Genomic DNA, 22,560 nt, shown 5'->3' on the forward strand with positions numbered 1-22,560 from the left:
ATGGACCGCGGCTCCCGCGACGAGATGCTCGGCCGCCTGGCCGAGGTGATCGGGTCCAGGACGGCGGCCCACCCCGTGCGGGTGGCTGTCGACGGGCCGCCCGCCGCCGGCAAGACCACGCTCGCCGACGAGCTGGCCGTCGTGCTGCGGGCCCGGGGCCGCCCCGTCATCCGTGCGACGATCGACGATTTCCTCTTCCCCCGGGCGCGGCGCTATTCGCGCGGCGAGTACTCGGCCGAGGGCTGTTACTTCGACACCCACGACTACGACTCACTGAACCGGGTGCTGCTCGACCCGCTCGGGCCGGGTGGGGACCGTCGCTTCCGGGACTCTGTCTACGACCGCTCAGCCGATGCTGTGCTGTCCCGGCCGTTCGGGACCGCCCCCGCCGGCGCCGTGCTGCTCTTCGACGGCGTCTTCCTGATGCGCCCCGAACTGCTCGATCGGTGGGAGCTGCGCGTCTTCGTGTCGATCCCGCTCGAGCGGGATCGTGGATCGCGCCGCGATCCGGGAGCGCCCGGTGGCCTCACGGGCCCAGGTCGAACGGCGCTGGCGCGAGCGCTACCTCCCCGCTCAGCAGCTTTACTTCGCCCGGGTCGGCCCGGCCGATCGGGCCGATTTCGTCGTGCACAACGAGGAACCCGGCCGGCCCGCCTGGGAGACCCGGGCACCCTGACGGTCACACGGCGGTGGACTCGCCGGCCGGCAGGATCTCGAGCGGGAGGCCGGTCAGGCCCTTCTCGCCGAGCAGCATGCGGGCCGAGTTCTGGCCGAGCTCGCTCAGCATGAGCTCGTGCACCTGGATCACCCGGGCCGGGCGGACGGCCCGGACGAAGTCGGCCGCCTCGCCGAACTTGGTCCACGGCCCGCTGGTCGGCAGCAGCAGCGTCTCGATGCTCGCGTCCGGGACGGCGTAGGAGTCGCCGGGGTGGAAGAGGCGGCCCTCGATCAGGTAGCCGACGTTGTCGACCAGCGGGATGTCGGGGTGGATGAGGGCGTGGCGCTCGCCGTGGACCGCGACGTCGAAACCGGCGACCTCGAGGCGGTCACCGGCGCGCACGACCACGACCCGGCCGCCCTGATCGCCGAGCTTGTCGCGCACGCCGGACGGTCCGTACACCGTCAGGTCGGGTCGCCGGGCGAGCTGGTCGGCCAGAGCGGCCTCGTCGAAGTGATCGAAGTGCTCGTGCGTCACCAGGACCGCGCTCGCCTCGGCGAGGAGACGGGCGGCGTTCGGCGTGAACGTGCCGGGATCGAGGAGCAGCGTCCGATCTCCCTCGGTCACGGTGACGCAGGCGTGGGCATGTTTGGTGAGCCGCATGAACGCTCCTCGATCGGGCCGATGTGCACAGTTTTGCTGTAGAACCGTCTCCAGCCTCAGGCGGGAAGACGTAAGTTGTACAGCCAGGCTGTATATCCGAATGTACAGCTGAGGTGTACATTTCGCGGATGACGTCGGACACAGTTCCGTACCAGGAGCTCGCCGAGCGGCTCAGGCGGTCGATCGGCCGCTTCGTGCGCACCACCCGCGCTCAGGCCGACGCGCTGTCGCCGACGCGGGCCGAAGTGCTCGGCGCGCTCCACCGCGACGGCCCCCGGACGATCGCCCAGCTGGCGGCCGGCCGCGGAGTGCGGCACCAGAGCATGAGCCGCACCGTCGCCGAGCTCGAGGCGGCGGGGATGGTCGGCCGGCGCGCCGCCCCGGCCGACGCGCGAGCCTTCCTCATCGGGCTCACCGACGCCGGCGCCACCGCGCTGGAGGCCGACCGGGAGGCCCGGCGCCGCTGGATGGCCGACGCCATCGCCACCCACCTGAGCCCCGAGGAGCGGGACGTCCTGCGAGCCGTGCCGGGACTGCTCGACCGCCTGTCGAGCGCCGCCGAGCGACAACCCCGATGACGAGCCACCGCCGACGTGCCCTCAGGCGCGCCGGCGGCGATCGACTACGGCGTACGGACTAGAAGTCGCCGTTGGTGTTGCACTTCGCCTCCTGGACGAGGCAGTTCTTCACCCGCTCACTCTGCGCGCGGTTGTCCCACGCCATGAACGCGTCGCCGTGCATCGACGACGCCATCCCCGAGGCCAGGCGGAAGCCGGCCGGGCTGCCGCTGGTCGGGTAGGAGATGAGGAACGACAGATTCGGGATCGCGACCGGGTAGTCGCCACGGCAGGTGCCGTCGTAGCTGTACGCGACGTGCGCCTTGTGGGTCGGGCTGTCCAGGTTGCGGCCGTCCCAGCAGTCCTGGAACACCAGGTGGAACATCAGCACCGCGGTGGGCGCGCAGACCGGCCAGTTGCCGTCGGCGCTGCGGCCGATCTCGCCCCCGGGGCCGGCGCAGTAGAAGGCGTTGACCGAGCCCGCCGGCGTGGGGGTCTGCAGGCGGGCGTCCCCGGCGATCATGCGGAAGCCCTGGGGGAAGGGCACGGTCGCCGAGGGGTCGGTCAGCCGCGATCCGTAGTAGACCACCACGTCCTTGGGCTCGATGGCCCGGTCGTTCTGATAGAGGGTCGGGATCCAGTACGCGGACAGGTCCGGCGCGGGGCGGCAGGTCGTGCCGGCGTTCGCGAGCAGGGTACGGGTGGTCGCGTACGCGTCGGTGCTCGTGTTGCCGAGGAACGTGTGCATGTGCGAGGCGCCGGGCATCCCCGGAAAGATGATCGGGTCGTCCGGGCGCGAGTGGCTGTAGGCGCAGGTCGCGTTGAACTCCGCCACCCGTACCGAGGTGGGCGGCACCGGCCGCGGGGTCAGCGCCCGGAACTCGGCCAGCTGGGCGTTCCAGGCCGCGGCGTCGACCGGCACCCAGCCGTCGCCGCCGGCGGGCGGGGCGCCGTCGCCGAACGAGAACCAGTTGAGGTTCACGAAGTCGCCGCCGGTGCCGCGCAGCACCGCGAACACGGTCTGCGAGCCGGTCGGGTGGGTGGCCGCGGTGGCGGTCAGCGTCGTCCAGGCCTGCCAGCCGCCGGTCGAGGTGATGGCGAACTGGGTGAGCAGCGGCCCGGTCGCCGAGCCGGTGCGCAGCTCGACCCGGCCGCCGCCGACCGCCGACGCGACCCGCGCCGACACGGTGAGCGCGCCGGCGGCGCCGAGGCTCACGCCGTCGTAGCGCAGCCAGTCGCCCTCGCCGAGGTAGGCGACGTTCTGCCCGCCGCCGGTGTCGGCGGTGGTCTCGACCTGGGTGCCGGATTGAGCCGCGTACGCCTCGGCCTGGACCGTGACGGTGGCGGCGCTCGCGGGGGAGGAGGCGACGAGGACCGTCGCGGCGGCGATGAGGGTCGCCGCCAATAATGCGCGCATGGGGCATTCCCTTCGGGGGAGGGATGGGGATGCCCCGGAGTATCGACGCGGGGAAGCGCTCTCTCAATATCGATGGTCAACGATCCCCGCCATGTGCGGAAACGAGCCACGATTGCCGGGAAGCGCTTCCTCATCAAGCCCGGCGGAGGTCAGCCGACCGGCACCCGCCGGCCGCGCAGGACAACCGCCCGCGGGCGGTCCAGCTGGGAGAGGTCGGCTCGCGGATCGGCGTCGAAGACCACGGCGTCGGCCGGGGCGCCGTCGGCCAGGCCCGGAAGACCGAGGTACGACCGAGCGGTCCAGGACGCGGCGGCCAGCGCCTCGTGGGCCGGCACCCCGGCCGTCACGAGCGCCCGGATCTCGTCGCCGATCCGCCCGTGCGGCCGCGAGTCCGTGCCGGCCAGCACGGTCACGCCCGCTTCGACGGCGGCGGCGGTCAGCCGGCCGTGGGCTTCGGCCCCGGACACGTACCAGTCCTTGGCCGGGCTGTCCGGTCCGGCCCGGTGCCGGGCCAGCGACGAGGTGATCCCCGACAGGGTCGGCGTCAGGGCCGTCCCCTGCTCGGCCATCCGGGCCAGCAGGGCCGGGTCCAGGCACATGCCGTGCTCGATCGAGTCGACACCGGCCTCGACCGCGACCGCGCCGCCCTCGGCGTGCTGGGAGTGCACCGCGAGCCGTCCACCCACCTCGTGGACGCGGGCCACGGCCTCCCGGAGAATCGCCACCGGCACCACGTCGTCGCCGAACCGCCAGTCGATCACGATCTTCGCCCAGCCCGTCCGCGCGGCCTGGGCGGCGGCGATCGCGGGCAGCTCGGCCCGGTCGGGACGCCGCCCCCAGCCCTCGAAGAACTGGCCGGGCTGGGCGATCCACTCGCCGGCGTGCTGGGCCCGCGGGGTCGCGTCGTCCCGGCCGAACCACTCGGGCGGCTCGCCGGCCAGTCCGGGCGCCCGGATCAGCGTCACCCCGGCCGCCACGTGCGCCCGCAGATCGTCCCGGAGGATCTCGTCGTCCAGCGGGGCGCCGAGCTCTTCGGCCCCCGGGTGGGTGTGCGCGTCGACGAGACCGGGGAGCAACCAGCCCTCGGCGACCAGCTCGGCGCCGGGCACCGGGTCGGTGGTCCAGCGGTCGCCGTCGGCGTACAGATCGACGAACTCGCCGTCGGGCAGGGCGTAGCCGCGGATTCTCGATACGGGCAATGTGGCCACCTCGGGTTGGCGAGCCCCGCTCAGGGTAGGGACTCGGTCGTAGACATCCGACGAGGAGGACATCATGGCGTTCGATGACAAGGTGGACAACAAGTCCGAAGAGCTCGGCGGCAAGGTCAAGGAGGGCGTCGGCAAGGCGACCGACGACGAGAGCCTCGAGGCCGAGGGCAAGACCGACCAGTCGAAGTCCAAGCTCAAGCAGGGCGTCGAGAACGTCAAGGACGCCTTCAAGTCCTGATCTGTACCGCTCTTGTTCGGTACGGCTTGATCAGTGCCGCCGCGGAGGCCGCCGTCGGGCTGTCTCCGCGGCGAAGGACGTAGGGCGGGCCGGCCTCAGGCGTCGGTCGAGTAGGCCAGGTCGCGCCCGGCTTCGAGCGCGGCCAGGCGGTCGCGCAGGGCCGCGGTCACCAGCTCGTACGCGTCCGAGCCGAGCGTCAGGCGCAGGGGCGCCTCGGGCCGGTCGGCGCTGGCGATGATGGCCGCCGCGATTTTCGCCGGGTCGCCCGGAGCGGGCAGCGGCGGGATTTCCCCGGTGAGCATGCGCCGCAACTGTCCGGACGGGCCGTCGGCGTACTCGGGCATCGCGTTGCCGAGGACCGCGCTGCCGCCGCCGAAGTTGGTGCGCGAGACACCCGGTTCGACGATCGTCACGCCGATGCCGAACGGCGCCAGCTCGGCCGCCGACGACTCCCAGAAGCCTTCGACACCCCACTTGGTGGCGTGGTAGAGGCTCATGGCCGGGAAGGCGAACTGGCCGCCGGCGCTGGCGATCTGGAAATACCGCCCGCCGCCCTGCCGCCGCAGATGCGGCGTGGTGGCCCGGGCCAGCTGGATCGACGCCGTGAGGTTGGTCGCGATCTGCTGGTCGATCTGCTCGTCGCTGAGCTCCTCGGGCGCCCCGAAGAGGCCGTAGCCGGCGTTGGAGACGACGACGTCGATCCGGTCCAGGTCGGCGAAGGCGCGGTCCACGACCGTCCGCAGCTCGGCGGTGTCGGTGACGTCGAGCCGGGCGCGCCAGAGCCGGTCACCGTGGCGGACGGCGAGGTCGTCGAGAGCCTCGGGCCGGCGGGCGGTGGCGGCGACGCGGTCACCCCGGTCGAGCAGCTGCTCGGTCAGTCGGCGGCCGAATCCGGAAGTCGTGCCGGTGATGAACCAGGTGCGCATATCCGTGCTCCTCACGTACGTAACTAACTGGATACATTCAAACCTTGGCACGGGGCGGCGAGGTAAGCAACTGGATGGTTACGTACGATGGGTCACATGCCACCGGATGCGACCGACACCAAACGACGGCTCCTGCGGGCGGCGGTCGACGAATTCGCGCGATCGGGGCTGGCCGGCGCCCGGGTGGACCGCATAGCCGAGGCCGCGTCGGCCAACAAGCGCTCCATCTACATGCACTTCGGCACCAAGGAAGAGCTCTTCGACATGGTCGTCGGGCAGAGCCTCCTCGAGCTCGCCGAGGCGGTGCCGTTCGACGCCGCCCGGCTGCCCCGGTACGCCGGCGAGCTTTTCAGCCGGCTCGAGGAGCGTCCGCACGTGCGCCGCCTTGCGCTGTGGGCGGCGCTGGAACGGCCCCAGCCCATCGACGTGGAGGTCGAGGCCTATCGCGCCAAGATCGACGCCCTGGAAGAGGCCCAGGCTGCCGGTCGCGTCACCGCGGACATCCCCGCGGTGCAGCTGATGGCCATGGTGCTCGCGATCGTGACCAGCTGGGACACCGCCTCCTGGTCGCTGAAGTCGCTCCGGCCCGCGGCCGAGCCGGACCGCCGGGCCGCCGTCGAGGCGGCGGTGGCCGGGTTCACCCGGCCGCGGACCGGCCCTTCGATCTGACGATTCTCCTCATCCCCGGTGGTTCCCGGCCGACCTTCGCAGTCGAGAGCTACTGAGGGAGGTCCGGTGAAGGCCCTGCGGCGGGATCCGATCCTGATGGCGTTGATCGCGGTGACGCTCACCGCGTTCGCGCTCTTCGCGCTGTCCGAGGGTGACCGGGTCCGGCAGGCGCAGGTCTTCTGGTGCGCGCAGGTGCCGATGGACGCGGCCCTGGCCTACGGGGCGTGGAAGCTGCGGTCGCTGGTGCCGCACTACCGCCGTTTCTGGACGGCGATCGCCTTCGCCGGCTCCTCGTTCACCCTGGGCGACGGTTTCCAGGCGGTGCACAACCTGCTCTCGCCGGCCACGGCCTCGACCGCCGGCGGCGCCGTGCAGTCCTCGTTCTTCATCGTCGGGATGTCCAGCAACGTCCTGGCCTGCCTGTTGTTCCCGCACGGGCTGCGCTCGGCCCGCGAGAGACTGGTCTTCTGGCTCGACGCGACGACCGTTCTGGTCGGCGGCGGCGTGATGGCCTGGTGCTTCGCGGTCTACCCGGTCACCGCGCCGGTCGACCGGGTCACCGCCAGCATCACCGCCGCCCTGGTCGTGGTCGGGGCGTTCGCGGCCACCAAGGCGGCGCTCGTGCCCCGGCCGCCGATGGCCCGGATCGCCGCCTGGCCGATGGTCGCCGCGCCGGTCGTCCAGGGGCTGGCCGCGTTCCTGCCCGGCCCGTTCCAGCACCAGGACCGGTCCTACGTCTTCATGGTCCTGTTGCTGCCGTCGCTGCTCATCGCGGTCGGGCCGCGCATCCAGGAGTTCGTGGTCCGGGCCGACGGCCCGGTGGGCCCGGCCCTGCGCAAGCCCTACAGCCTCCTGCCGTACGGAATGATCGCGGTCACCTTCGCCGTGTTCCTGCTGGTCCTGCCGGACGACGTGTCGACCCGGTTCTGGGGAGCGACCGCGGGCGTCGTCGTCATCACCGCGCTGGTCGCCGCGCGGCAGCTGATCGCCTTCCAGGACAACGTGCGGCTGATCCGGCGGCTCGACGTCGCGCTGGAGCACCTCACCGACCAGGAGGTGCTGCTGCGGGAACAGGCCTCGACCGACGGGCTCACCGGGCTGGCCAACCGCTCGCGCTTCAGCGACGAGCTCAAGCTGCGCCTGGACGACGGCGAGGAGCCGGCCGTCCTGCTCATCGACCTGGACGACTTCAAGACGGTCAACGACACGATGGGGCACGCCGCCGGCGACGCGCTGCTGGTCGAGGTGGCCGGGCGGTTGCGCGGGACGGTCCGGGCCGACGATCTCGTCGCCCGGCTCGGCGGCGACGAGTTCACCATCCTGCTGCCGCACACCGGGCCCGAGGACGCGCGCCGGATCGCCGACGACCTGCAGAACCGGCTCGAGGGTTCCACCCGGGCCAGCATCGGCGTGGCCTGGGCCCGGCCCGGCGACGAGCCGGCCACCCTGCTGAGCCACGCCGACATCGCGATGTACGAGGCCAAGCGGCGCGGCAAGGGCACCTCGGTGTGCTTCAGCGACGAGATGGGCGCCCGGACGGCGGCCGAGGCCGAGATCGTCCGGGACCTCGGCGGCGCCGTCGCGGCGGGCGAGTTCACGCTGGTCTACCAGCCCATCGTGGCCCTCGATGACCTGCGGATGACCGGCGTCGAGGCGCTGATCCGGTGGAACCACCCTACCCGCGGCCTCGTCTCGCCGGTCGAGTTCATCCCGCTGGCCGAACGCTCCGGGCACATCGTGGCGATCGGCGCGTGGGCGCTGCGCGAGGCGAGCCGGCAGGCCGCCCGGTGGCGGGCCGACTTCCCGGGCGCCCGCGATCTGACCATCGGGGTGAACGTGGCCGGTCGCCAGTTGCGCAGCCCGGGCTTCGTCGACGAGGTCGCCGCGGTGCTGCGCGACACCGGCCTGCCCGCCGGCTCGCTCAGCATCGAGGTGACCGAGACCGCCGTGCTCGACGACGAGGACTCGGCCGCCGCGCTGCTGGGGCTGCGCGGTCTCGGCCTGCGGCTGGCGCTGGACGACTTCGGCACCGCCGCGTCCTCGCTGGGTCTGCTGCTGACCGTCCCGGTGACCACCCTCAAGCTGGACCGCTCGTTCGTCGAGTCGATCACCACGGTGGGGCGGCAGGCGGCCGTCGCGACCGCCGTGAGCCAGATGGCGACCGCCCTCGACTTCTCGTCCGTCGCCGAGGGCATCGAGACCGACGAGCAGCGCGAGCTGATCCGGGCTCTCGGTTACCAGTACGGCCAGGGCTACCTCTTCGGCCGGCCGCTGCCCCCGCACGAGGTCGCCGCCCGCTGGGCCACCGCCGGCGACGTGCTGGTCCACAAGGGGCCCTGAGTCCTGAGCCCTGAGCCTTCAGCCGGCGTTCAGGCCGGGTGCGCGAGGATGGGGCCATGCGCGTACTGGTCGTCGACGACGAGCAGCGGCTCGCCCGGTCCCTGCGTCTCGGGCTCCAGGCCGAGGGCTTCGCCGTCGACGTGGCCCACAACGGCGTCGACGGGTTGTGGCTGGCCCGCGAGAACCGGTACGACGCGATCGTGCTCGACCTGATGCTGCCCGGGCTCAACGGCTACCAGGTCTGCGCGACGCTGCGCGCCGAACGGGACTGGACACCGATCCTCATGCTGACCGCCAAGGACGGCGAGTGGGATCAGGTCGAGGGGCTCGACACCGGCGCCGACGACTACCTGACCAAGCCGTGCTCGTTCCCGGTGCTGGTGGCCCGGCTGCGGGCGGTGAGCCGGCGCGGCGCCCGCGAACGCCCGACCGAGCTGGTGGTGGACGACCTGCGGCTGGACCCGGCGGCGCGGCGGGTCTGGCGGGGCGACGCCGAGGTCGGGCTGACCACCCGCGAGTTCTCGCTGCTGGCCTTCCTGGCCCGGCACCCCGGCGACGTGCTCTCCAAGCGGCAGATCCTGGACGCGGTCTGGGACAACGACTTCGACGGCGACCCGAACATCGTCGAGGTGTACATCCGCCACCTCCGCAACAAGGTCGACCGCCCGTACGGCCGGGACGCGATCCAGACGGTGCGCGGCGCCGGCTACCGGCTGGCCGCCGACGGTGGCTGACGTCCGGCTGCGGACGGCGGCGGCGGCGGTCCTGGTCGTCGCGGTCGCCCTGCTCGCCGCGGCCGTCGCCCTCGTGGCCCTGGTCCGCGGGTCCCTGCGCGAGGGCCTGGAGGCGACCGCCGACCAGCGCGCCGCCGCCCTGCTGAGCCAGGCCCGGTCGACCGGCCTGCCCGCCCCCGAGCCGGCCGGGGACGACGACGACCTCGACCGCGACCTCGATGACGTGCTGTGGCAGGTGACCGCGGCCGACGGCGCCGTGACCCGGTCGGCCGTGCCGCTGCCGGCCGAATCGTCCGGCCGGGTGAGTCTGCCCGGCGGTGACCACCCCTATCTCGTGGTCACCGACGACGAGGGTGGCTACCGCGTCTCGGTCGCCGTCTCCCTGGAGGACGTCGACGAATCCACGGCCGCGCTGACCACCCCTCTCGCGATCGGCCTGCCGCTGCTCGTCCTGCTGGTCGGCGGCACCACCTGGGTGGTGGTCTCGCGGGCGCTGGCCCCGGTCGAACGCATCCGGCGCGGGGTGGAGGAGATCACCGGGGACCAGCTCGACCGCCGGGTGCCCGAGCCGGCCACCGGCGACGAGATCGGCCGGCTGGCCCGGACCATGAACCAGATGCTGGCCCGGCTGCAGGACTCCCGTGACCGGCAGCGCGAGTTCGTGGCCGACGCGTCGCACGAGCTGCGGTCGCCGGTCGCCAGCATCCGGCAGGTGGCCGAGGTCGCCCAGGCCCATCCGGCCGCCCTGCCCGACGGGGAGCTCGCCGAGACCGTGCTGGCCGAGTCGGCCCGCCTGCAGCGGCTCGTCGATCAGCTGCTGGTGCTCACCCGGGCCGACGACGGCGGGGCCGTGCGGGCCGACGACATCGACCTGGACGACCTGGTGCTGGCCGAGGCCCGGCGGGTCGGCCGGGGCGGTCTGGCCGTCGACACCACGGGCGTCGGCGCCGGGCGCGTTCGCGGCGACGCCTCCGCGCTCGGCCAGGTGATCCGCAACCTCGCCGACAACGCGGCCCGGCACGCGGTCGCCGCCCTGGCCGTCGGGGTGCGGGAGAGCGGTGACACGGTCGAGCTCACCGTCGACGACGACGGTCCCGGCATCCCGGCCGACCAGCGCGAGCGCGTCTTCCAGCGGTTCGTGCGGCTGGACGAGGCCCGCGCCCGTGACGCCGGTGGCAGCGGGCTCGGCCTGGCCATCGTCAAGGAGATCGTCGGCGCCCACGGCGGCACCGTCGCCGTCTCACCCTCGGCGCTGGGTGGCGCCCGTTTCACCGTACGGCTGCCCCGCTCCCGCTGATCCCGCCGCTCAGGATTCCGTTCAGGTCAGATTCAGGGGCCTCCCGGCATGCTCGCTCCCATGAACATCTCCCAGCTGCGCAGCAAGCGCGTCATCGTCACCACCGCGGCCCTGGCCGCCCTCGCCGTCGGCGGGGGAGTCTGGGCCACCGCCGCGAACGCCGACCCCGAGGTCCAGGGCGGCGACCGTGACCGGGTGGGCGCCGCCGCGGTCCAGGCCGTCGGGGGCGGCACCGTGCTCGACGTGGAGACCGGCGACGACCGGGGCGAGGCCTACGAGGTCGAGGTCCGCAAGCCGGACGGCAGCGAGGTCGACGTCCTCCTGGACAAGGACCTCAAGGTGCTCGCTCAGCAGGCCGAGACGCCCGACGCAGCCGCGGGCACCGGCGACCGCCCGGTGAGCGACGCCGACCGGGCCGCGGCCGAGAAGGCGGCCCTCGGCGCGATCGCCGGCGGCACCGTCCTGGACGTCGAGGCGAGCGACGACCAGGATGTCGCCTACGACGTCGAGGTCCGGGCGGCCGACAACACCGAGTGGGACGTCGAGCTCGACGCGGCCTTCAAGGTGCTGACCAAGAACGCGGACGACTGATCCGGCCCACCGTCCTCGCGAGACCGGGCGGGCAACCGACGGCGCGCCTTCCCGCCCGGTCTCGCGAGAACTGGCAGGATCCTGGAGTGCTGACCGATGAGGACTACTACGACACGTCGCGGCTGACCGGGCGGCAGCGCCAGATCCTCACCGTCATCCAGACCTGGGCACAGCGCCACGGCTACTCGCCGTCGACGCGGGAGCTCGCGGACGCGCTCGGGCTGGCCTCGACCTCGTCGGTCGGCCGGCACCTGCGCGCGCTCGAGGAGCTGGGTTTCCTGCGCCGCGGCCGGGCGACCAGGCCCGTCGACGTACGGATGTTCCTGCTCCCGGAGCAGCGGCAGCGCGCCGAGCCGGCCACCGTGGGCGTGCCGGTCCTCGGCGACATCGCCGCCGGCACACCCATCCTGGCCGAGCAGAACTCCGACGAGACGCTCGCGTTGCCCCGCGACCTGGTCGGGCGGGGCAGCCTGTTCGGGCTGCGCGTCCGCGGCGACTCGATGATCGACGCGGCGATCTGCGACGGTGACATCGTCGTGGTGAAGCAGCAGCCCGAGGCCTACAACGGCGACATCGTGGCCGCCATGATCGACGACGAGGCGACCGTGAAGGTCTACCGCCGCCGGGGCGGCCACGTTGTCCTCCAGCCGCGCAACCCCGCCTACGACGAGATCGACGGCGACCGGGCCGTGGTGCTGGGCAAGGTCGTCTCCGTCCTGCGCCGCACCTGACCACCGCCCTTTCGCGTTACCGCGCGGGCGGGAAGTCCAGGGTGGTCCGCCCGACCGAGTTGAAATAGTTGGTGAAGGTGTTCAGGGCGACCGCGGCGACGATCTCGCCGATCTCGCCGTCGCCGTAACCCGCTTGTCGCACGGCGTCGAGGTCCTCGTCGGCGACGAAGCCCTTGGTGGCGATGACCGCCTTGGCGAACGTGAGAGCGGCCTCGGCCTTGGGGTCGGACGCCTGCGCCTTGCGGCCGGCGACGAGGTCGTCGTCGCTGACGCCGGCCTTCGCCCCGAGCACAGTGTGCGCGGCCAGGCAGTAGTCGCAGTCGTTCTCGACGGCGGCGACCAGGGCGATCTGCTCCTGCACCCGGCCCGGCAGCCGGCCCTTGGACAGCGCGCCGCTGAACTGCAGGTAGGCGTCGAGCACGGCCGGCGAACTGGCCATCGCCCGCATCATGTTGGGGGTGACGCCGAGGGCGCGCTCGACCTTGCCCAGCAGGGCCCGGGCCTGCGGCTCGGCGGTGGCGGGATCGACGGTGGCGAGACGTGACATGGGATCGTCCTTCCTCGTATCTTTTGGCACTGCCAACTATCGTCGCCGCCGATCGGGGAAGCAACGTGGGCAGGCGCACAGGCTGTTATTTGTGTCTGCCAACTATCGGTCTCTAGGATGTGCTAATGGAGCACGTACCGGGTCCGCCGCCGGCCACTCAGCTGTGGCTGGGCCTGGCCCGTCTCGGTCAGGCCGTCCGCATGGAGGCGTGGCGCAACGCCGGTCCGCACAACCTCTCGCCGCTGCAGGCCGACATCGTCGCGCTGCTGGCCGACAGCGCGCGCCCGCTGCGCCAGGGCGAGATCGTGGCCGCGCTCGCGTCGACGCCGCCCACCGTCTCCGACGCCGTCAAGGTGCTGCGCCGCAAGGAGCTGGTGGAGTCGGCCCGCGATGCCGGCGACGCGCGGGTGTTGCTGGTGCGGCTGAGCCCGGCCGGTGAGGCCGAGGCCGGCCGGCTGACCGTCACGTCGCCGGCGTTGAGCGAGGCCGTCGCCGCGCTGTCGGCCGACGACTTCGCCGCCATGCTGCGCGGCGCCACGACCCTCATGCGCCAGTTGCAGGAGCGGCGGGCCATCCCGGTCTCCCGGATGTGCCTGACCTGCCGCTTCTTCGTGCCCGAGGCGCACCCCGGATCGACCCGCCCGCACCACTGCCGGTTCGTCGACGCCTCCTTCGGCGATGCCGAGCTGCGGGTCACCTGCCCCGATCACGAGACGGTGTAGCGGGCCTCCTCGGGGCGCTGGGCACGATGGTGACCGGGATGGCGCTCGAGCAGCTCGGCCGTGCTGATCCGGTCGCGGCCGGACGCCTTGGCGGCGTACAGGGCGGCGTCGGCCCGGGCGATCAGGCTCTCCGAAGTCTCCAGGCCGTTCCAGGACGCCAGGCCGTCCCAGGACGCCAGGCCGGCCGAGAACGTCTGGTTCTCCGGGGTCGCCGCGCGCAGCCGCTCCAGCACGGTGGTGGCCTGCTCGGCGGTCGAGCCGGGGAGCAGGACGATGAACTTCTCACCGCCGTACCGGGCCAGCACGTCGCCCTTGCGCAGCTCGGCCGTCCAGACCTCGGCCGCCGCGCTCAGCAGCCGATCGCCCGCCGGGTGCCCGTACGTGTCGTTGTAGTTCTTGAAGCGGTCGAGGTCGATCATGCTGACCACGACGGGCGTGCCACCGGAACGGGCCCGCTCGAGCACGTGCGGCAGCTCGTCGTTCCAGGCCCGCCGGTTGGGCAGACCGGTCAGCTCGTCGGTCCGGGACAGCGCGTCGACGGTGCGGGCCTGACGTTCGGCCTGTCGGAGCAGCTGGGTGAAGCGGGCCATCACGAGCAGGAGAGCTGGTAGACGGCGTTGATGACCGGCCCGTACCACCAGTGGCTCGCCCAGCCGGCGTTCAGTCACCGGGCAGCAGATCGGCGCCCTCGCCCGACGCCAGGGACGCCAGCGCCGAGGGAGAGCAGGCCGGCCGCGAAGAACCGCCAGGGCGCCCGCTCGCCCGGCGGCACCCGTCGCAGGCCGGCCAGGATCGCCGCGACCGGCAGCAGACCGGTGAACAGATTGAGCCCGAGCGTCGCGGCGCCGCCGGCGGGCACGACGAAGCCGGCCGCCGTCGCGGCGATCATCGCGACCACGTAGCCCCGCCAGGCCCACCCCATCGTCAGCGGCCCGGGCGACCAGCGGAGCGAACGAGCCCGCGGCTCACAGCGGGATCAGGTCGTGGGCCATGACCGAATAGACGGCCAGCGCGATGCCGAGCCCGTAGCCGATCGCCATGGTGACGCTGAAGGCGACCCAGTACCGGGTGGTGGTGGCGCCCATCCGGGCCGCCTTGCCGGCCCGGAGCATCGTGGGGATCAGACCGATCAGGCCGAAGACGAGCGTGACGACGATGATCGCTCCGACGCCCGGCGGGCGCTGGGCCGAGGGCGGCAGATTGCGGGTGGGCGTCGTCGGCCGGGGACGCTGGGCCGGGTAGGCCGAGGCGGGCGGCGTGCCGAACGGCCGGGGGACGGGCCGGGCGGACGCCTGATAGCGGTCCGCGAGCCCGCCGGCCTGCTGCCGGGCCTGGTAGCTCTGGGGTGAGGCGGCCGGCGACGGCGGGGCGGAGCTGAGCCAACCCTGGCTCGTGCGAGGTTCGGCGGTCACCGGGTTCTCCGTCCGGGGAAGTGTGCGTACGGTGTCGCGGATCACTTCGGCAGGAGAGCGGCCTCGTTGAGTCTTCGGGCCGATCGGGGGCGGCCAGGGTGCAGGTCAGGGCCGTCGGGCAGAATCTGTTCCCCCCGATCGGGGGTGAACACCTCTATCATGTGTCCCCGGAACTCGACATCACCACCACGCGGCACTGCCGGACGCGTTGTCCGGTCCTGGCAGAGTCGTGTAAATAGGAGATCCACTCCGGCGACGACGAGGATAGATGAACCCCTACGGCGATCCGCAGTCAGCGAGCGCCCGGGCCCGTGTGCCCGGCGCCGGCTCAGCCTCCGTGCCTCCAGCCCCGGCGGCCGGTGGGCGAGCCGCGGCCGGTTCCGCCCCGGTCGGCTCTGCCTCAGTCGGCTCTGCGTCGGTGGGTTCTGCCTCGGTGGGTTCCGCTTCGGCCGGCGGCCGGGCCTCGGTGGGCTCGGCTTCGGCCGGCGGTCGGGCTTCGGTGGGCTCAGCTTCGGTCGGTTCTGCTTCGGTTGGTTCGGCTTCGGTCGGTTCTCCTTCGGTCGGCGCGCGCGCCTCGGTGGGCTCGGCGTCGGTCGGCGCCGCCCCGGTGGGCGCGGCCCGGGTCGGATCCGCCGGCGCGGTCGCGCGGGCCGCGGTGCGGCCCTCCCCGCCGCCCGGTGCGCCCGGCAGCCCGGGGAGCCCGGCCCCGCGTGGCAAGGATCAGGCCAAGGCGGCCAAGAAGCGCCGCCGCACCAATCTGCTCACCGTGGCCGCCGCCGTGCTGGTGATCCTGCTCGGCGCCGGCGTGGTCGGCGGCGCCTACTTCTTCGACGACGTGCAGTTCACCGAGCCGAAGAGCGAGGACCAGGTCAGCCAGATCTTCGCCGGCGACAACAAGACGCTCGTCGCCACCATCGGCAACGCCAACCGCTCGCTGGTGCCGTACCAGCGCATCAACCCGCTCATCGGCCAGGCCGTCATGGCCGCCGAGGACAAGAACTTCCACGACCACCGCGGCATCGACATGAGGGGCATCGCCCGCGCCGCGTGGAACAACTTCACCGGTGGTGACCAGCAGGGTGCGTCGACGATCACCCAGCAGTACGCGCGGCACGCGGCCGAGCTGAAGGAGATCAGCTACAACCGCAAGCTGCGCGAGGCCGTGATCGCCCGCAAGATGGAGGACCACTACTCCAAGGACGAGATCCTCGGCCGCTACCTCAACTCGGTGTACTTCGGCCGCGGCGCCAACGGCATCGAGGCGGCCGTCAAGGCGTACTTCGGCAACAGCCGCTCGTCGCTGACCCCGCCCGGCCAGAAGGGCGCGATCACCGCGTCCGAGGCCGCCGTCATCGCGTCGGTGATCAAGCAGCCCGAGCCGTCGAAGACCCACCGGGGCTACGACCCGGACAACAACCGGGCCGACGCCGAGATCCGCTGGAAGTACACGCTCAACAACATGCTGGAAAAGGGCTGGGTCACGCAGCTGCCCACCGCGTACCCGAAGGTCCAGAAGTTCGACCCGGACGCGTGCCGGACCTCCTGCGGCAACGACCGGGCCACCGGCAAGATCGTCAAGTACGTGAAGCAGGAGCTGCGCGCGATCGGCATCGACGACGCGGAGCAGAAGAAGGGTGGTCTGCGGATCACCACGACGATCAACCCGGCCGTGCAGAAGGCGGCCGAGACCGCGGCCATGCGCACCAGCAGCAAGTCGCCGCTGCGCAAGCTCGACGCCACCTACAAGACGGCGCTGGTCGCCATCGACCCGGCGAACGGGCACGTGCTGGGCTACTACGGCGGCCCGGACGGCGTGGGCTGGGACTACGCGGGCCCCAACTACAACAGCGACGGCGACTTCATCGGCGGCGGCCGTCCGCCCGGCTCCACGTTCAAGATCTACACCTTGCTGGCCGCGCTGAGTAACGGGTACGGCTTCGACACCACCTGGGACGCGGAGGCCAAGAAGGTCGGCGGCGACGCGATCAACAACTCCAGCCGTCTGCAGCTCAGCTGTGACAAGCGCCGCTGCCCGCTGGACGAGGCGACCGTCCAGTCGTACAACTTCCCCTTCTATCACCTGGCCGCCGCGCTCGGCCCCGACAAGGTGGCCCAGGCCGCGCACAAGGCCGGCATCCAGTACATCTCCAGCCCGACCAAGATCGGTGCCCGCGTCGACCTGGCCAAGAGCAAGGAAGACGATCTGCGGCAGTTCGGCAACGAGATCGGCTACGGCCAGTACGCGATCACCGCGCTCGACCACGCCAACGGCATGGCCACGCTGGCCAACGACGGGCTCTACAACAAGGCGCACTTCGTCAAGTCGGTGCAGAAGCGCGACGAGAAGACCGGCAAGTTCAAGCCGGTCCACACCGAACGCATCCGGGCCACGCCGGCCTTCGAGCCCGACGTCGTGGCGGCGATCGACCACGTGCTGCAGAAGATCCCCGGCAAGAACGGTCAGAACCTGCGCGCCGGTTACGAAGCGATCGGCAAGTCCGGCACCTGGGAGTACAAGGACGGCAAGAGCGGCGACAACGGCGACGCCTGGTGGGTGGGCGGCACCAAGCACCTGGCCGCATCGGTCTGGATCGGCCGCGAGAAGGTCGTCAAGGACAAGATGCAGTTGCTGCCGATCTACAAGCCCGGCACAAAGAAGGGCATGACCGGCGGCTCCACCCCCGGCGACACCTGGAAGGTCTTCATGGACCTGGCCAACAAGGCGCTGGACCCGGAGAGGGACAAGTTCCCGCCGAACGTGCAGGTCGGCGACCCGGAGAAGAAGGGCAACGGCCTCGATCCGCTGCCCACGCCGGACGACAACGGCTGCGTCCTCAACGGCACGGTCTGCCCGCCCGGCAACGACAACGACCCGGGCACGGGCGATCCGGGCACGGGCGACCCGGGCACGGGCGACCCGGGCAACGGCGGTCCGGGCACCGGCGGTCCGGGCAACGATCCCGGCACCGGCCTCCCGCTCCCGGGCACCGGCGGCGGGAACGCCGGGGGCAACGGCGGCGGCAACGGCCGCAACAACCGCTAGGAAGCGCTACAACCGACGGGGGCGGGCGATCACCCGCCCCCGTCGGAACCGACGTCGGGGTCAGAGCGGCAGTTCGGCCCCGGCCTGCTCCTTGACCAGGTAATCGGCGTACCAGTCGGGCCAATCCGGGTCGGCGATGCCGGTCCGGGCCTCGTGCTCGCCGTGCGCGGTGGCCGCCCGGCGCAGCGCGGCGGCCAGGTCGGCGGTCGTGGCGAACGCCGTGGTGGTCGGGTCGACGCGACCGGGCAGGCGGGTGGTGACCTCCTGCAGGAGCCAGCCGTTGCCGTCCGGGTCGCTGAACGACAGGAACGAGCCGTAGCTGGCGTGGTCCCGGGCCGGGCCGGGCACCCGGGCGTCGGTGCCGGCGTGGTGGAAGACCCCGCCGGCGTCGTGGAAGACCTCGCTCGGCTCGGCGCCGACCCGCTTGAGCTCGTCGTGGGCGGCGTCGATGTCGCTGACCACCAGGTGCAGGCCCCGAGCGGTGCCCGGCTCCTGTTCGGTGACGGTGGCGCCGAAGATGACCGAGGCGGGCGACCCGGGCGGGGTCACCTGCACGACCCGGAAACCGTCGTCGCAGGCGAAGTCGGCGTCCAGCCGCCAGCCCAGCCTGGTGTAGAACTCCTTGGACCGGTCGACGTCCGAGACGGGGACCACGACGATTTCGAGCTTCATGTCCATGACAGCGCCTCCAGCGCTCGTACGGATGATGCCGACCCGTCGAGACTGCCGCCCCCCGGTCCCAGGTCGCGCCAGGGAGACACACTGGTCGCCCGGGTACCAGGGAATGCCACGGGCGCGAACCGGAGCCCGGGCGGCCGACGCTGGGAGCCATGACAGTCCTCACCGAGGGCCCGGGCCCGGTGGCGTTGCGCTCGCCGGCCGGGGTGGCCCTGGTCGCCGCGACGGTGCTCGCGTCGATGGTCGGCTTCGTCGACGCGTACATGATCAACGTGGCCGTCCCGGCGATCGGCCGTGACCTGCCCGCGAGCGTCGACGAGCTGCAGTGGGTGCTGACCGGCTATCTGATCACCGTCGCCTCGCTGCTGCTGCTGGCCGGGGCGCTGGCCGACCACTTCGGCCGCAAGCGGGTGCTGGTCGCCGGGCTGCTGGTGATGCTGGCCGCCTCGGTCGCCTGTGCCGTCGCCCCCACCCCGGCCGCGCTGATCGCCGCCCGGCTCGTTCAGGGGGCCGGCGGCGCGCTGGTCGTGCCCAGCAGCCTGGCCCTGCTCAACGGGTCGCTGCGGGCCGGGGACCGGGCCCGCGGGATCGGCATCTGGGCCGGCATCTCGACGCTGGGCACCACGCTCGGCCCGTACGGCGGGGGCTGGCTGGTCGATCACGCGTCCTGGCGCTGGGTGTTCTTGGTGAACGTGCCGCTGATCGCGGCCGCCCTGCTGGTGCTGACCCGGGTGCCGGCCGACCACGAGCAGCGCCGGCCGCTGTCGGTCGACGTGGGTGGTGCGCTGCTGGCGTCGGTCGGTCTGAGCGGGATCATCTTCGCGCTGACCTCGTCGTCGTGGCCGGCCGCGGTGATCGGGGTGGGCTGCCTGGTCGCGCTGGTGCCGCTCGAGCGGCGTCTGCGCCGGCCGATGCTGCGGCTGTCGCTGTTCACGTCGCGGCCGTTCGACGCGATCAACGTGGCGACGGTGCTGTTCTACGGCGCCATCTCGGCCGCCTCGTACCTGGTCGTGCTGCTCTGTCAGCTGCGGCTCGGCTACAGCGCGACCGAGGCCGGGGCGGCGCTGATCCCCGAGTCGGCCGTCTTCCTGGTCGTGTCGCCGCTGGCCGGGGCGCTGGTGGCCCGGATCGGCACGCGTTGGCCGATGGCGATCGGCATCCTGCTGGTGGCGGCCGGCTTCGTCTGGCTGGCGGCGGCGCGACCCGGTCAGCCGTACGGGGAAGCGATCCTGCCCGGGGCGATCCTGTGGGGCCTGGGTCTCGGGCTGGCCGTCGCGCCGCTCACCGCCGGGGTGCTGGCCGCCGTGCCCGACGACGACCTGGGGGAGGCCTCGGCCATCAACGACGCCGCGTCCCGGGTCGGCGGGGTGGTGCTGATCGCGCTCGTCCCGCTGCTGCTGGGCGTCGGCGGGGCCACCGACTTCACCGGTCCGCTGGCCGACCGCTACCGCTTCGCCATGGTCGTGCTGGCCGGCGTCACCTTCGCCGCCGCCGTACTGACCGCCCTGTTCGTCCCGAGCCGCCGGGTCACCGCGCCGCATCCGGCGCCGGGCCCGCGGGTGCACGCGTGCGCCGTACCAGTGAAAGGGAACCGACCATGAAGGACAGCATCGTCGTCGTCCTCGGCGGCACCTCCGGCATCGGCCTGGAGACCGCCCGGCTGGCCCGCGCGGCCGGCGCCGACCTGATCGTCACCGGCCGCGACCCGGCCCGGCTGGAAGCGGTCCGCGACGAGCTCGGGGCCACCGCGGTGACCCTCGACCTGGGCGACACCGTGGCGGTCGCCCGGTTCTTCGCCGACCTGCCCGAGCCGGTCGACCACGTGCTGGTCAGCGGGGGCGGCCCGTTCTACGCCCCGATCGCCGAGCTGGACTTCGACCGGGCCCGGGTCTTCCTCGACGAGCACATCCTGGGCCACCTGCGCATCGTCCGCGAGTGCGCCACCCGGGTACGGTCCGGCGGTTCGCTGACCTTCATCAGCGGCACCGGGGCCCGCCACGCCGCCGTCGGCATCAGCCTGGCCGCCATCGGCACCGCCGCGGTCACGGCCATCACCGCGAACGCGGCCCTCGAGATCGGGCCGGTGCGGGTCAACGCGGTCGCGGCCGGCTTCGTCGACACCCCGCTGTCGGCCCGGATCCTCGGCGACGACCTGGAAGACCGTCGCCGGCAGCTGCGCGACACCCTGCCGATCCACCGGGTCGTCGGCGCCGAGGACGTCGCCGCGCTCGTCCTGCACCTGATGACCAACACGGCCCTGACCGGAGCCGTCTACGACGTCGACGGCGGCCAGCAGCTCACTCGCTGACCAGTTTGCCCAACGCGAGGCGGGCGGCCGGCAGATACAGGAGGACGGCGGGTGCGAAACCCTCGATGGCCAGCAGCGTTCTCGTCCCGGCCGCGGTGGCCTCGACGGTGTGCCACAGCGTCAGCCGGACCCCGGCCGCCGACACGACCCAGGACCAGGCCCGCGGCGGGGTCACCTGCTCGATGCGGAACCGGACCGGGAACCCGAGCGGCCCGTGCACCGTCCCGGAGACACCGGCCCGCAGCACCGGCTCGGGATAGTCGACCGACCGGATCTGTGGCGACCACTCCGGCCACCGCCCGGGTCGCGCGTACCGGTCCCACACGTCGTCCGCGGGCCGCGGCCCGACCACTTCCAGCGCCCGGCGCAATGTCATCACCACCAGGAGGCTACTGATGAGCAACGACTACGACGTCATCGTCGTCGGCGGCGGGTCGCCCGGCGAGCACTGCGCCGGGTATCTCGCCGGGGGCGGGCTGCGGGTGGCCCTGGTCGAACGCGAGCTCGTCGGCGGGGAGTGCTCGTACTACGCGTGCATCCCGTCGAAGACCCTGCTGCGGCCCGGGGAAGCGGTCAACGCCGCCCGCGAAGCCGAGTCGAACGCCGAGGTCGACGTGAAGCGGGCGCTCGCCTGGCGCGATTTCATGGTGTCGAACTACTCGGACGCCGGACAGCAGCAGTGGCTGGCCACCGCCGGCATCGACCTGCTGCGCGGCGCCGGGCGGCTCGCCGGTCCGGGCACGGTCGAGGTGAACGGCGTCCGGCACACCGCCGATCACGTCGTGCTGGCCACCGGCGCCGCCCCGATCAGCCCGCCGATCCCGGGGCTGCGGGACCTCGACGGCGTGTGGACCAACCGCGAGGTCACCGGCATGCGCGAGGTGCCCCGGCGGCTGATCGTGCTCGGCGCCGGGCCGGTCGGCGTCGAGATGGCCCAGGCGGTGCGCCGGCTCGGCGGCGAGGTGGTGCTGACCGCGCGCGGCGACCGGGTGCTGCCGCGCGAGCCCGCCGGGCTGGGGCAGGCGCTCGGCGAGATGCTGCGCCGCGACGGCGTCGAGCTGGTGCTCGGCCCGGCGGCGGTGGCCGCCCGCCGCGACGGCGACGACTACGTGCTCACCCTCGACGACGGCCGGGAGCTGCGCGGCGACCGGCTGCTCGTGGCCACCGGGCGGCGTCCGCGCACGCACGACATCGGCCTGGAGACCGTCGGGGTCACGGTGACCGGCGCCGGCGTCCCGGTCGACAGCCGGCTGCGCGTCACCGACCGGCTCTGGGCCGTCGGCGACGTGACCGGGCTGCACATGTTCACCCACGTCGGCAAGTACCAGGGCGAGGTGGCCGGCGACAACCTCCTGGGCCGGCCCCGCGAGGCCGACTACCGGGCCGTGCCGCGGACCGTGTTCACCGACCCGCAGGCGGCCGCGGTGGGCGCGACCGAGGCGCCGTTCAGCGCCACCGCCGCAATCAACGAGGTCGCCAAGATGGAGACCTACTCCCGGGCGTACGCGGACTCGCCCGGCTTCCTGACCCTGCTCAGCGACGGTGAGGTGCTGGTCGGGGCGTACGCCCTGGGCCCGGAGGCGGGGGAGTGGCTGCAGCAGGCCACCCTGGCGATCCGAGCGCGCGTCCCGCTCGACGTGCTGCGCGACACCATCCAGCCGTTCCCGACGTTCTCCGAGATCTACGTGGCCGCCCTGCAAGCGCTGCCCCGATGACGTCCCGGGAGCGTCGACGCCCTGATCATCCAGAACGCCGTCGCGCACGGACAGCAGACTCGGTCCCCTGTGGTGGCGCTGCGCGCCTTCTGGCCGGCCGCGCCGC

Annotated in this window: 23 protein-coding genes and 1 pseudogene; 14 read left to right on the forward strand and 10 right to left on the reverse strand. The window is 72.8% G+C overall.

The features are described 5' to 3' along the window. Positions 1 to 676 (forward strand): annotated as a pseudogene (locus HJC40_RS31225) (cytidylate kinase family protein). A 3-nt stretch (positions 677 to 679) separates the two neighbouring features. On the opposite strand, the gene HJC40_RS31230 reads toward HJC40_RS31225, so the two are convergent. Beyond that, positions 680 to 1,321 (reverse strand): MBL fold metallo-hydrolase, encoded by a 642-nt coding sequence (locus HJC40_RS31230; protein ID WP_250006605.1) that lies wholly within the window; start codon positions 1,319 to 1,321, stop codon positions 680 to 682. Between the two features lie 128 nt (positions 1,322 to 1,449). On the opposite strand from HJC40_RS31230, the gene HJC40_RS31235 reads away from it, so the two are divergent. Continuing rightward, entirely contained in the window at positions 1,450 to 1,899 is a 450-nt protein-coding gene (locus HJC40_RS31235) for a MarR family winged helix-turn-helix transcriptional regulator (protein WP_250006607.1), read from the forward strand. A 58-nt stretch (positions 1,900 to 1,957) separates the two neighbouring features. On the opposite strand, the gene HJC40_RS31240 is transcribed toward HJC40_RS31235, so the two are convergent. Together HJC40_RS31240 and HJC40_RS31245 are read right to left on the reverse strand one after the other, a co-directional pair. Further along, positions 1,958 to 3,295, reverse strand: coding sequence for a DUF1996 domain-containing protein (locus HJC40_RS31240; protein ID WP_250006609.1), 1,338 nt, complete (start codon positions 3,293 to 3,295; stop codon positions 1,958 to 1,960). A gap of 149 nt (positions 3,296 to 3,444) precedes the next feature. Beyond that, positions 3,445 to 4,494: an amidohydrolase family protein gene (locus HJC40_RS31245; protein WP_250006611.1), complete on the reverse strand. Its 1,050-nt coding sequence runs from the start codon at positions 4,492 to 4,494 to the stop codon at positions 3,445 to 3,447. Positions 4,495 to 4,567: 73 nt separating this feature from the next. Between HJC40_RS31245 and HJC40_RS31250 the strand changes: the two genes are divergently transcribed. Beyond that, complete coding sequence (locus HJC40_RS31250; protein WP_250006613.1) at positions 4,568 to 4,741, forward strand: CsbD family protein; 174 nt, start codon at positions 4,568 to 4,570, stop codon at positions 4,739 to 4,741. Positions 4,742 to 4,836: 95 nt separating this feature from the next. Here HJC40_RS31250 and HJC40_RS31255 read toward each other — a convergent pair whose 3' ends face one another. Beyond that, on the reverse strand, positions 4,837 to 5,667 hold the full coding sequence (locus HJC40_RS31255; protein ID WP_250006615.1) for an SDR family oxidoreductase: 831 nt from the start codon (positions 5,665 to 5,667) through the stop codon (positions 4,837 to 4,839). A 96-nt stretch (positions 5,668 to 5,763) separates the two neighbouring features. Between HJC40_RS31255 and HJC40_RS31260 the strand changes: the two genes are divergently transcribed. From HJC40_RS31260 to lexA, 6 genes are all read left to right on the forward strand, one after another. Beyond that, positions 5,764 to 6,336: a TetR family transcriptional regulator gene (locus tag HJC40_RS31260; RefSeq protein WP_250006617.1), complete on the forward strand. Its 573-nt coding sequence runs from the start codon at positions 5,764 to 5,766 to the stop codon at positions 6,334 to 6,336. Positions 6,337 to 6,402: 66 nt separating this feature from the next. Further along, positions 6,403 to 8,676: an EAL domain-containing protein gene (locus HJC40_RS31265; RefSeq protein ID WP_250006618.1), complete on the forward strand. Its 2,274-nt coding sequence runs from the start codon at positions 6,403 to 6,405 to the stop codon at positions 8,674 to 8,676. 56 nt (positions 8,677 to 8,732) lie between these two features. After that, the gene (locus tag HJC40_RS31270; protein ID WP_250006619.1) at positions 8,733 to 9,410 is read left to right on the forward strand and encodes a response regulator transcription factor; all 678 of its coding nucleotides are present in this window, start codon (positions 8,733 to 8,735) and stop codon (positions 9,408 to 9,410) included. Continuing rightward, positions 9,403 to 10,707: a HAMP domain-containing sensor histidine kinase gene (locus HJC40_RS46335; protein ID WP_250006620.1), complete on the forward strand. Its 1,305-nt coding sequence runs from the start codon at positions 9,403 to 9,405 to the stop codon at positions 10,705 to 10,707. The genes HJC40_RS31270 and HJC40_RS46335 overlap by 8 nt, the downstream gene beginning before the upstream one ends. A 60-nt stretch (positions 10,708 to 10,767) precedes the next feature. Next, positions 10,768 to 11,298: a PepSY domain-containing protein gene (locus HJC40_RS31280; RefSeq protein ID WP_250006621.1), complete on the forward strand. Its 531-nt coding sequence runs from the start codon at positions 10,768 to 10,770 to the stop codon at positions 11,296 to 11,298. An 86-nt stretch (positions 11,299 to 11,384) separates the two neighbouring features. Continuing rightward, a complete protein-coding gene (lexA, locus tag HJC40_RS31285) occupies positions 11,385 to 12,029 on the forward strand; it encodes a transcriptional repressor LexA (protein ID WP_250006622.1) in 645 nt (214 codons plus the stop codon). A 16-nt stretch (positions 12,030 to 12,045) separates the two neighbouring features. On the opposite strand, the gene HJC40_RS31290 is transcribed toward lexA, so the two are convergent. Further along, the gene (locus HJC40_RS31290) at positions 12,046 to 12,576 is read right to left on the reverse strand and encodes a carboxymuconolactone decarboxylase family protein (RefSeq protein ID WP_250006623.1); all 531 of its coding nucleotides are present in this window, start codon (positions 12,574 to 12,576) and stop codon (positions 12,046 to 12,048) included. A gap of 125 nt (positions 12,577 to 12,701) precedes the next feature. Here HJC40_RS31290 and HJC40_RS31295 point away from each other — a divergent pair, with 125 nt between their 5' ends. After that, positions 12,702 to 13,298 carry a MarR family winged helix-turn-helix transcriptional regulator gene (locus HJC40_RS31295; protein WP_250006624.1) on the forward strand — a complete coding sequence of 199 codons (597 nt, stop codon included), beginning with the start codon at positions 12,702 to 12,704 and terminating at the stop codon, positions 13,296 to 13,298. Here HJC40_RS31295 and HJC40_RS31300 read toward each other — a convergent pair. The 3 genes from HJC40_RS31300 to HJC40_RS31310 are packed head-to-tail and all read right to left on the reverse strand — an operon-like array spanning position 13,283 to position 14,710. Next, positions 13,283 to 13,966 carry a GGDEF domain-containing protein gene (locus HJC40_RS31300; RefSeq protein ID WP_250006626.1) on the reverse strand — a complete coding sequence of 228 codons (684 nt, stop codon included), beginning with the start codon at positions 13,964 to 13,966 and terminating at the stop codon, positions 13,283 to 13,285. The two genes, HJC40_RS31295 and HJC40_RS31300, sit on opposite strands and share 16 nt — an antisense overlap. Next, a complete protein-coding gene (locus tag HJC40_RS31305) occupies positions 13,963 to 14,220 on the reverse strand; it encodes a hypothetical protein (protein ID WP_250006628.1) in 258 nt (85 codons plus the stop codon). Before HJC40_RS31305 ends, HJC40_RS31300 begins: the two co-directional genes overlap by 4 nt. Positions 14,221 to 14,263: 43 nt before the next feature. Then, a complete protein-coding gene (locus tag HJC40_RS31310; RefSeq protein WP_250006630.1) occupies positions 14,264 to 14,710 on the reverse strand; it encodes a hypothetical protein in 447 nt (148 codons plus the stop codon). Between the two features lie 577 nt (positions 14,711 to 15,287). On the opposite strand from HJC40_RS31310, the gene HJC40_RS31315 reads away from it, so the two are divergent. Beyond that, positions 15,288 to 17,753 carry a transglycosylase domain-containing protein gene (locus HJC40_RS31315; protein WP_250006632.1) on the forward strand — a complete coding sequence of 822 codons (2,466 nt, stop codon included), beginning with the start codon at positions 15,288 to 15,290 and terminating at the stop codon, positions 17,751 to 17,753. A 60-nt stretch (positions 17,754 to 17,813) separates the two neighbouring features. Here HJC40_RS31315 and HJC40_RS31320 read toward each other — a convergent pair whose 3' ends face one another. Continuing rightward, complete coding sequence (locus tag HJC40_RS31320; RefSeq protein ID WP_250006634.1) at positions 17,814 to 18,431, reverse strand: VOC family protein; 618 nt, start codon at positions 18,429 to 18,431, stop codon at positions 17,814 to 17,816. A gap of 152 nt (positions 18,432 to 18,583) precedes the next feature. Between HJC40_RS31320 and HJC40_RS31325 the strand changes: the two genes are divergently transcribed. Together HJC40_RS31325 and HJC40_RS31330 are read left to right on the forward strand one after the other, a co-directional pair. Then, positions 18,584 to 20,032, forward strand: a complete 1,449-nt coding sequence (locus HJC40_RS31325) for an MFS transporter (protein WP_250006636.1) — start codon at positions 18,584 to 18,586, stop codon at positions 20,030 to 20,032. Then, entirely contained in the window at positions 20,029 to 20,739 is a 711-nt protein-coding gene (locus HJC40_RS31330; RefSeq protein WP_250006638.1) for an SDR family oxidoreductase, read from the forward strand. The genes HJC40_RS31325 and HJC40_RS31330 overlap by 4 nt, the downstream gene beginning before the upstream one ends. Here the strand turns inward: HJC40_RS31330 and HJC40_RS31335 are convergent. Beyond that, complete coding sequence (locus HJC40_RS31335; protein ID WP_250006640.1) at positions 20,729 to 21,115, reverse strand: SRPBCC family protein; 387 nt, start codon at positions 21,113 to 21,115, stop codon at positions 20,729 to 20,731. The genes HJC40_RS31330 and HJC40_RS31335 overlap by 11 nt on opposite strands. 19 nt (positions 21,116 to 21,134) lie before the next feature. Between HJC40_RS31335 and HJC40_RS31340 the strand changes: the two genes are divergently transcribed. Then, positions 21,135 to 22,454 (forward strand): NAD(P)/FAD-dependent oxidoreductase, encoded by a 1,320-nt coding sequence (locus HJC40_RS31340; protein ID WP_250006642.1) that lies wholly within the window; start codon positions 21,135 to 21,137, stop codon positions 22,452 to 22,454. The last annotated feature ends 106 nt before the right edge of the window (positions 22,455 to 22,560 follow it).

Source organism: Actinoplanes sp. M2I2, assembly GCF_023544445.1.
GTDB lineage: Bacteria > Actinomycetota > Actinomycetes > Mycobacteriales > Micromonosporaceae > Actinoplanes.

What these genes read in the sequence shown, in the direction of transcription:
- HJC40_RS31320 (WP_250006634.1), bottom strand. Translation starts at nt 18,431, where the DNA reads ATGGACATGAAGCTCGAAATCGTCGTGGTCCCCGTCTCGGACGTCGAC.
- HJC40_RS31240 (WP_250006609.1), bottom strand. Translation starts at nt 3,295, where the DNA reads ATGCGCGCATTATTGGCGGCGACCCTCATCGCCGCCGCGACGGTCCTC.
- HJC40_RS31330 (WP_250006638.1), top strand. Translation starts at nt 20,029, where the DNA reads ATGAAGGACAGCATCGTCGTCGTCCTCGGCGGCACCTCCGGCATCGGC.
- HJC40_RS31260 (WP_250006617.1), top strand. Translation starts at nt 5,764, where the DNA reads ATGCCACCGGATGCGACCGACACCAAACGACGGCTCCTGCGGGCGGCG.
- HJC40_RS31295 (WP_250006624.1), top strand. Translation starts at nt 12,702, where the DNA reads ATGGAGCACGTACCGGGTCCGCCGCCGGCCACTCAGCTGTGGCTGGGC.
- HJC40_RS31280 (WP_250006621.1), top strand. Translation starts at nt 10,768, where the DNA reads ATGAACATCTCCCAGCTGCGCAGCAAGCGCGTCATCGTCACCACCGCG.
- HJC40_RS31290 (WP_250006623.1), bottom strand. Translation starts at nt 12,576, where the DNA reads ATGTCACGTCTCGCCACCGTCGATCCCGCCACCGCCGAGCCGCAGGCC.
- HJC40_RS31235 (WP_250006607.1), top strand. Translation starts at nt 1,450, where the DNA reads ATGACGTCGGACACAGTTCCGTACCAGGAGCTCGCCGAGCGGCTCAGG.
- HJC40_RS31335 (WP_250006640.1), bottom strand. Translation starts at nt 21,115, where the DNA reads ATGACATTGCGCCGGGCGCTGGAAGTGGTCGGGCCGCGGCCCGCGGAC.
- HJC40_RS31340 (WP_250006642.1), top strand. Translation starts at nt 21,135, where the DNA reads ATGAGCAACGACTACGACGTCATCGTCGTCGGCGGCGGGTCGCCCGGC.
- HJC40_RS31270 (WP_250006619.1), top strand. Translation starts at nt 8,733, where the DNA reads ATGCGCGTACTGGTCGTCGACGACGAGCAGCGGCTCGCCCGGTCCCTG.
- HJC40_RS31255 (WP_250006615.1), bottom strand. Translation starts at nt 5,667, where the DNA reads ATGCGCACCTGGTTCATCACCGGCACGACTTCCGGATTCGGCCGCCGA.
- HJC40_RS31250 (WP_250006613.1), top strand. Translation starts at nt 4,568, where the DNA reads ATGGCGTTCGATGACAAGGTGGACAACAAGTCCGAAGAGCTCGGCGGC.
- HJC40_RS31325 (WP_250006636.1), top strand. Translation starts at nt 18,584, where the DNA reads ATGACAGTCCTCACCGAGGGCCCGGGCCCGGTGGCGTTGCGCTCGCCG.
- HJC40_RS31305 (WP_250006628.1), bottom strand. Translation starts at nt 14,220, where the DNA reads ATGGGGTGGGCCTGGCGGGGCTACGTGGTCGCGATGATCGCCGCGACG.
- HJC40_RS31230 (WP_250006605.1), bottom strand. Translation starts at nt 1,321, where the DNA reads ATGCGGCTCACCAAACATGCCCACGCCTGCGTCACCGTGACCGAGGGA.